Annotated in this window: 8 protein-coding genes; all 8 read right to left on the reverse strand. The window is 32.2% G+C overall.

The annotated features are described in order from the left end of the window. Window positions 1–168: transposase (locus tag KO464_02735; protein ID MCC7572285.1), on the reverse strand; the 168-nt coding region annotated here is incomplete at its 3' end. 268 nt (window positions 169–436) lie between these two features. After that, entirely contained in the window at window positions 437–664 is a 228-nt protein-coding gene (locus tag KO464_02740) for a hypothetical protein (GenBank protein MCC7572286.1), read from the reverse strand. 146 nt (window positions 665–810) lie between these two features. Continuing rightward, on the reverse strand, window positions 811–1,521 hold the full coding sequence (locus tag KO464_02745; protein MCC7572287.1) for a protein kinase: 711 nt from the start codon (window positions 1,519–1,521) through the stop codon (window positions 811–813). Continuing rightward, window positions 1,412–2,626 carry a hypothetical protein gene (locus KO464_02750; protein MCC7572288.1) on the reverse strand — a complete coding sequence of 405 codons (1,215 nt, stop codon included), beginning with the start codon at window positions 2,624–2,626 and terminating at the stop codon, window positions 1,412–1,414. Before KO464_02750 ends, KO464_02745 begins: the two co-directional genes overlap by 110 nt. Beyond that, a complete protein-coding gene (locus tag KO464_02755; GenBank protein ID MCC7572289.1) occupies window positions 2,616–3,965 on the reverse strand; it encodes an oligosaccharide flippase family protein in 1,350 nt (449 codons plus the stop codon). Before KO464_02755 ends, KO464_02750 begins: the two co-directional genes overlap by 11 nt. A 20-nt stretch (window positions 3,966–3,985) precedes the next feature. Continuing rightward, entirely contained in the window at window positions 3,986–5,200 is a 1,215-nt protein-coding gene (locus tag KO464_02760) for a hypothetical protein (GenBank protein ID MCC7572290.1), read from the reverse strand. Next, window positions 5,197–5,937, reverse strand: coding sequence for a glycosyltransferase (locus tag KO464_02765; GenBank protein MCC7572291.1), 741 nt, complete (start codon window positions 5,935–5,937; stop codon window positions 5,197–5,199). The genes KO464_02760 and KO464_02765 overlap by 4 nt, the downstream gene beginning before the upstream one ends. Before the next feature lie 43 nt (window positions 5,938–5,980). Continuing rightward, window positions 5,981–6,981 (reverse strand): GNAT family N-acetyltransferase (locus KO464_02770; protein MCC7572292.1); only part of this gene is annotated, 1,001 nt, incomplete at its 5' end.

Below are 6,981 nucleotides of genomic sequence, written 5' to 3' on the forward strand. Positions count from 1 at the left end.
ATCAAATACTGAGGGCATATTGGCTAAAAATTCAGACTTCCATCGGCTTATTAACTGCTGGCTTACTTCGTATTTATTAGAGATTTCGACCAGGGTGTTTTCCTCGCGGAGAACCTCCAATACTATTTTCGCTTTTTCTTCAGGGCTGTACTTTTTTCGTTTATTCATACCTCCATTTTATCTTAGTTTTTAAATTTTGTGTCCAACCCTATGGGTACATTTTAGATGGCCGCAGCTTTTTTTAATATGGTTACTGATTCCTCTAAATCTTTATTCCTGCGCTTTTATGCTCTTAATTCAGCTTCCAGCCATAATCTTTGCCTTGTCGCTACAGATCGATCACTTTCTTTTGCCAATCTTACAGCATCTTTCCTAAATTCAGCATCATAGATTTTCCAGTGTTACCCATAATTTCATCCTCCCCACAGTTGTTATTTTACCTAACTACCGTGTGTCTGACAAATCGGGTATATCCCACCTTTTCGCCCAGCAACTTTTTAAGTTTTTCGTTTTCAGATTTAAGTACTTTTGAACTTTGATTATGTCCATTGCCATAAGGAGAACCAGCAGCTAATTTATTTTGTTTTTCATGTTCCCCAACCCAACGGCTGACCATATTTACGGATAAATCGTGCTTACGGGCAACTATAGCAGCGTTGTCCACTTCAAGAGATTCTTTAACAACCTGGTCTTTAAATTCTTTGTGTGTACCTTTTACGTTTCATTTTGCCCCCTCCTGTTTTTAAAGGTACCAGATTAAGTTTCTTTGTCCAATTCGGTTAGGGGGCTAAATAGATATCACCAAATTGCTTATAAAACAAATCGTCCAATCCTATTCTTTACATCTATTAAGTCTTCGCTTTTATCTTCTCCAAGCAGTTCCTTTAGTGATTGATACATTGCATACGCATCATCAAATTTTTCGTTTTTATCTCTATACTCCATGTTTAGTATCTTTTCTATTAAATCATATTTACTTTTACTATATCCATCTTCTCTAAAAACAGCCCATCCAAAATCAAACAAAAGTAATCTGTTATCGTCTGTAAGCATTAGATTTTCAGGTCTAATATCTCTATGCACAATCCCATTTTCATGAAGCGTATCTAGTATCTGGCATGACTCATTCAGCACTAATTTCAACTCTTCATTTTTAAGTGTTCTGCTACTCCTTTTTGTTTCTATGAATTCGGTTGCTATATACGGAATTCCTTTGAGTGAAAAAGACACAATCTTGGGGATCCACCAATTAATACTGGGGTACTTTCTAAGTTTTGCTTCTGTTGCTATAGTGTTGTATTCACCGATGCAGACCTTGATGAATACTTTTTTTCCTTCTTTTAGACCAGTAAAATAGTTAAATCCACTGTGCCAAAAGATGAACTTGAATGGGATAACTTTATCAATTCCATCATCTCTTAATTCTGCTTTTAATCTTCCGTAATGTGTTAAGAGCCAGATAGTATCCGCGATTAAGAAGCGAATGAATCTTTTTAGAGTATTTATTTTCTTTTTTTTCATCGTATTTTCTCCAATACTTAACTTTCTTCAATGTACAGTATATTCTTCTTCCAAATGGTACTTTTATATATTTAAAGTACACAGGGTTTATATACACGCTTTTATCTATAGGCATAGTATAATAATAGCCTTTTTTATTCATGTAATTGTGGAGTATTGTTCTTAATTTATTTTCTGACGTTTCAGAAAACATAAGCATCATGTCGTTCAAATATCCATTGCTAATGAATGGTTTATGAACTAGTGCATGGTATAATAATGAATACATTTTATCTTCATCATTTGGTATATAGAAATAACTGTTCTCGGCTAATCTTCTATTTTCAATTATATGATGTTCCCATTCAGAACAATAGTAGCCATCATCACAGTATCTAATATCAATAAGTTCAGTGTTGCCATCTACAATAGTCGAAATCAACACTCGATCTTTTCCTAAATACTCTTTAGAGCCCCCAATCAGAGTGTTGGCAATTTGTCTGTCGAGTACTAAAATGTCAGTATCACCATGTTCGCTTTTCTTCTTACTAAGCAATGTTTCATAATTCCTTAGCACTACATATTTCGTACCCTTGCCAAGAATATCGAATAGTTCTTCCCACGATACCCAACCACACACACCACTAATATTTCTCCGAATAGTCTCGATTGGAACAGCTTGTACATTACTGTTTTCTTTGTTTACATATTCATTTATACATTTGCCAAATAGGCTGATGCTATTGGTATTAGCTTCCTGTTGTGTATCGCTTGCATGAATAATATGCCCGCCGCCGGTTATTTTTCGAAGTGTAGACTTGAGATCAAATAGGTTAGTATTCACAATACGTTCACCAGATGTAGTATTTCTTGCTTCGTATTTTGGTGCATCATCTCTCACTATGAACAATATAAAATAACCGGATCCACAATGTTCCACTTTATATTGTATGTTTTCTAACTTTTCTCCATAGAAGGCAGCAAAATTTTTGCTTGCATTTTTTTCGTCCCATAGATACTCTATTTTTTTAAGAATAATCAGTTTTTTACTAATCGTTTTTTCAATTTCACAAACTTTTTCAAGAGCATTGTGCCAAACAATAATTATATGTAGTTCAACATTCATTTCTCATACACCTCACATAGAAATCGGATATTTTTAATCCCACAGTACCTTTTGCAAAGATAAACGTATATACATTTTTATAAAACAGAACAAATACACTGCTAATCGCTGATCCATAGACTCCAAACAATTTTACTAATATAATATTCAATACTATTGTTAATGCAGCTGTTGTTACTACAATTTGCCTATACTTCTTTGTGTAACCGGTCATGATTAAGAAGTAAGAGCATGGGCCTGTTGCGATCGTTATTACTTGTCCAATCGCAAGAACCATCGCGAGATTTACACTACCATCATACTCGATACCAAATATCGTAGGAATGAACATTGAAAATACAATAGCCGCAACATAATACACAAGACTTATAGGCATCATAACTCTTGTATATTTAACTAATATATTTCTTAATCCTTGCTTGTTGTTTGTAAAGGATAGTTCTGCGATTTTATACCCTATCACAACATTCACTGTTGTAAGAATTATGCTGCCAAATGAAACCACTTTATTGGCAATGCTATAAATGGCTACATCAGTTGATGAAAGCATATTTCCTATTACGAGAGTATCAAAAACATTCAAAACTACATTTGACACACCAACAGCTGTAAGTTGCCAATTTTCATTCAAATAGTCACGACATAAATCTTTGTATTCCTCAGTTTTTTTTATGGTTTTTGACAATGAAAATATTCTTAGTCCAACCTTCTTGATTTGACTTAAGTTAATAATTATTATTAAAATAAATGCTATAACATTTGAAATGCCAAACAAGACTAACATTTCATTAATTGCTATATTTGAATTCAATGCAAGAAAACAAATGAAGACAGCATTAACTAAAATATTAATTGCAAGAATACTTTGATTAGGTTTTTTTAATGCTTTAAGAAGTTCAGCTAATGTCATAATTGCAGTATAAGGAAGGATTCCTATGGCCGAAATTATAATAGCCATTACATATTCTGCACTGCCACCCAGATATTTAGATAGCCACGGAGAAGCTATTGCTATTGTTAGACTAACAAGTAATAAATTGGCTAATAAAATATAAACTGTCAAAGAAAGCAAAGTGTTCCCAGTATCAGATTCTTCAGACTTGTTTACACCATAGAGTGGTGTTAATCGATGAACAATAACATAACTAAGTCCCATAAATGCAATAGATGCCACTAATGTCATAAAATTATAGAATATAAAATATTCTCCAGTTAACTCAGGTCCATATTTACGAGCTAGTACTATATTTAGTACAAAACTTAGTAGAACTCCACTCCCTCTAAAAAATAGTGCAAGAATAAAATCTATTTGCAAATATTTTTTTATGTTGTATTTCATAAGCAATCCTCAATTAAAACCTAATTTCTTTTATAGCGAATACCTGTCAGTAAATAAAGGACAATGCAATGAAGTATAACATTGTAAGCAGAAAATAAAATTGGGTTACCAATTGCAACAAAAAAGTAACCACAAGACCCAATTGCCAACATGTTTCTTAAGCCATTCTCATTAGTTTTTCCAAGATAACGCATAGGAATAATTAGCGTTTTTGCAAATACATATAGTATACCAGCTGACAATATCCCATATTTGTCTATGATATTTAAATATGACACCTCTATCCCATATCCCGAATATGTTTTCCCCAATATTGAATACTCATAAACAGCACCTATTCCATTCCCCAGTATTTTAAATCGATCAAATACTATGTTTATCTGATAATATCTTTTTTCATTTCCTGCATCATTCAACGAAAAAATATTTGCTATTGACTGACTAGAAGTAAAATCAAGAATAATTATTGTTGCTATTGCTGCTATAAAACACAAAGTTCCGAGGAGTTTAGCCGTTTTACTGTAGCCAGCATTAAAAAATAGAGCATAGTATATGCTTATCCCCAGGACAATAACATATCCCAATTTATACCCCCCCATATTGTTTGTTGCTAACAAAACCCATGAGGCTAACAAAAAAAGTATACTTAATGTTAGTTTTTTCCATATGCTATTATTTAGCACGAAAATTCCCCATATACTTGTTGTTAGAAGGATAAATGCAAGTGGTTCAACCGAGGTTATTACACTTTTTGTATGAACATTATATGTAACATTACTAAACGGCCAAAAGGCATTGTTCGCAATAGTAAGTAGATAAGCACATGCTGTAAACAACGTTGCAAGAACTGATGCTTTAATAATGCTTGAAATAATTGCATCCTTATCAATTTTTTTATATAAAAAAACATAATATAGTAAATAACATAATGTACCAGCAAAATTTTGAACTATATTCTCTATTTGATTTCCTCTGAGAAGTCCAACTATAATACCGAACCACCATGTACACAACAAAACAGCCGGATAATACTTTATTATCCATTCTTTACTGTTCTGCCTATCTGCGTTTTGAACATATTTTAATGATTTATAAGAATTCGTATAAAAAAGGGCCATAAAGAACAATAATATGAATGCATAATAATAAAAATATTGATTATTAGTCAATGGAATTGCTAATATTAAAAATAAAATAAAATAAAATATAAGATTTTTTTTTATCGTCATTCTCATTTATAAAACCCTTTATTTCTTAATAGCCTTGAAATAATGCATATAAATAGTATTAACCTATTTAATACAATCACAAATAGTCTATTTCTATTCTTTGGAGTAGCATTTCCTCCATGCATTCGATGATAAATGCAAACATCATCAACGAGTACCACTTTCCCCTTTATTCCAACCATAATTGCAGCAAAAATATCATGTGGAAAATCATTGGTAATATCTGGGAATGGTAAAATGTAGCTCATTGCTTCTCTTCGAAAGCACATACAACATCCTAAAAACCGTCCCTTTATAAAATTCTTGAATGGAGATTTTGAAGAATTAGTAAATACAAATAATGTTTCTTCATATAGTTCAAGATTCTCATTGGCAAATCTTCCATCATGTATAACTAAATCAGCTGAAGTTCGTTCCATTTCTTCAACAACTCTGTTTATTTTATCATTTAACCAGATATCATCTTGATCAGAAAGAAAAATGTATTTACCTCTTGTGTGACTCACTGCGTTAGTAAAGTTTCCACTTACTCCGGGTTTGTATATATTTAGCACTGTTTTAATTCTACAGTCCTTTTCTTCATAACTTTTAATAATATCTAAAGTATGGTCCGTTGATTTGTCATAGGAAATGATCAATTCATCACTAGGTCCAAGCAAGCTAATAATTGAGTTAATTTGTTCTCTGATGTATTTTTCTCCGTTATATACTGCCATTGCTACAGATGCTCTTACTTCGTTCATTTTATATCTCCATCCATTTTCAATTAATATACATAGTAATGTTTTATTTCTTGTTCTTGTTCCTTACTAATCCCTTAACTTTAAGCAAAGTAAAATAAGCTTTTTTTGCCATATTTCTTAATGGCAACAAGATGGGGTACTTTGTAAATATTAATTTTGCATATACTTCTTCATGTGGACCAAATTTTCTTTTATAATCTCTAACCCCAACCATATCAAAAGTCGAGCATCCTCGATCTCTCCAATACTTAATAGCCGTCCAAATCATGTACTCATTTGGTCTATAGTGTTGTCCCGAGCGGTAACTCGCTCCTCCCCAAAAATAGAATTTATTATTATAGCCAAAAAAAATTGAAGTTGCAATACTATTTCCTTCTTGATCCCTAACTCGTATACATAAAACATTGTCAGTATCTTTCAAGTGTTTGAGGATACACTTTACTTTTTTGCAAGAATAGTTTGGCACCAAACCTTGCTTTGCAAAAACATCTTCCAATTGACAATAATATTCTTCTGCAAAAATATCATTAGGTTCAGCAATTTCAATTGTTGCTCCTCGTCTTTCAAACTGACGTATAAAATTTCTACAGTCACTTTTAAATACATTAAACAATTCTTCATCTGTTCTATCTATTTCAAGTTCAAGAGTGTGTACGGGTATGTACACAAACCCATATTTTTCAGCTTCTTCAATGCTTATGGTTCTATCAGTGACTTCAATATAGGAGCATTTAAATTCTCTATATAGGAATTCACACAGTGTTGGAAGTATATCCATTCGATTTGCATCATGGACGAAATCAAACCCCATGTAGCATGTACTCCATCCCTCAAAAGGACTACCAATAATTCCTATCCCGAATTTTTTTATTTTAAGACAAGTAAAATATCCTATAAGTTCTCTTTCTTTTTCTATCTTTATGATAATAGGTATCGCATCTGAATCCTCAGATATATATTCTATCCATTCTTTGGTTGTGAAAATACTCTTGATCTTAGGTGAGTTAAAAGAGTCGATATCTATATCATCTATTGAAATAATGC

It is taken from the genome of Methanofastidiosum sp. (genome assembly GCA_020854815.1).
In the GTDB taxonomy this organism is placed as follows: Archaea; Methanobacteriota_B; Thermococci; order Methanofastidiosales; family Methanofastidiosaceae; genus Methanofastidiosum.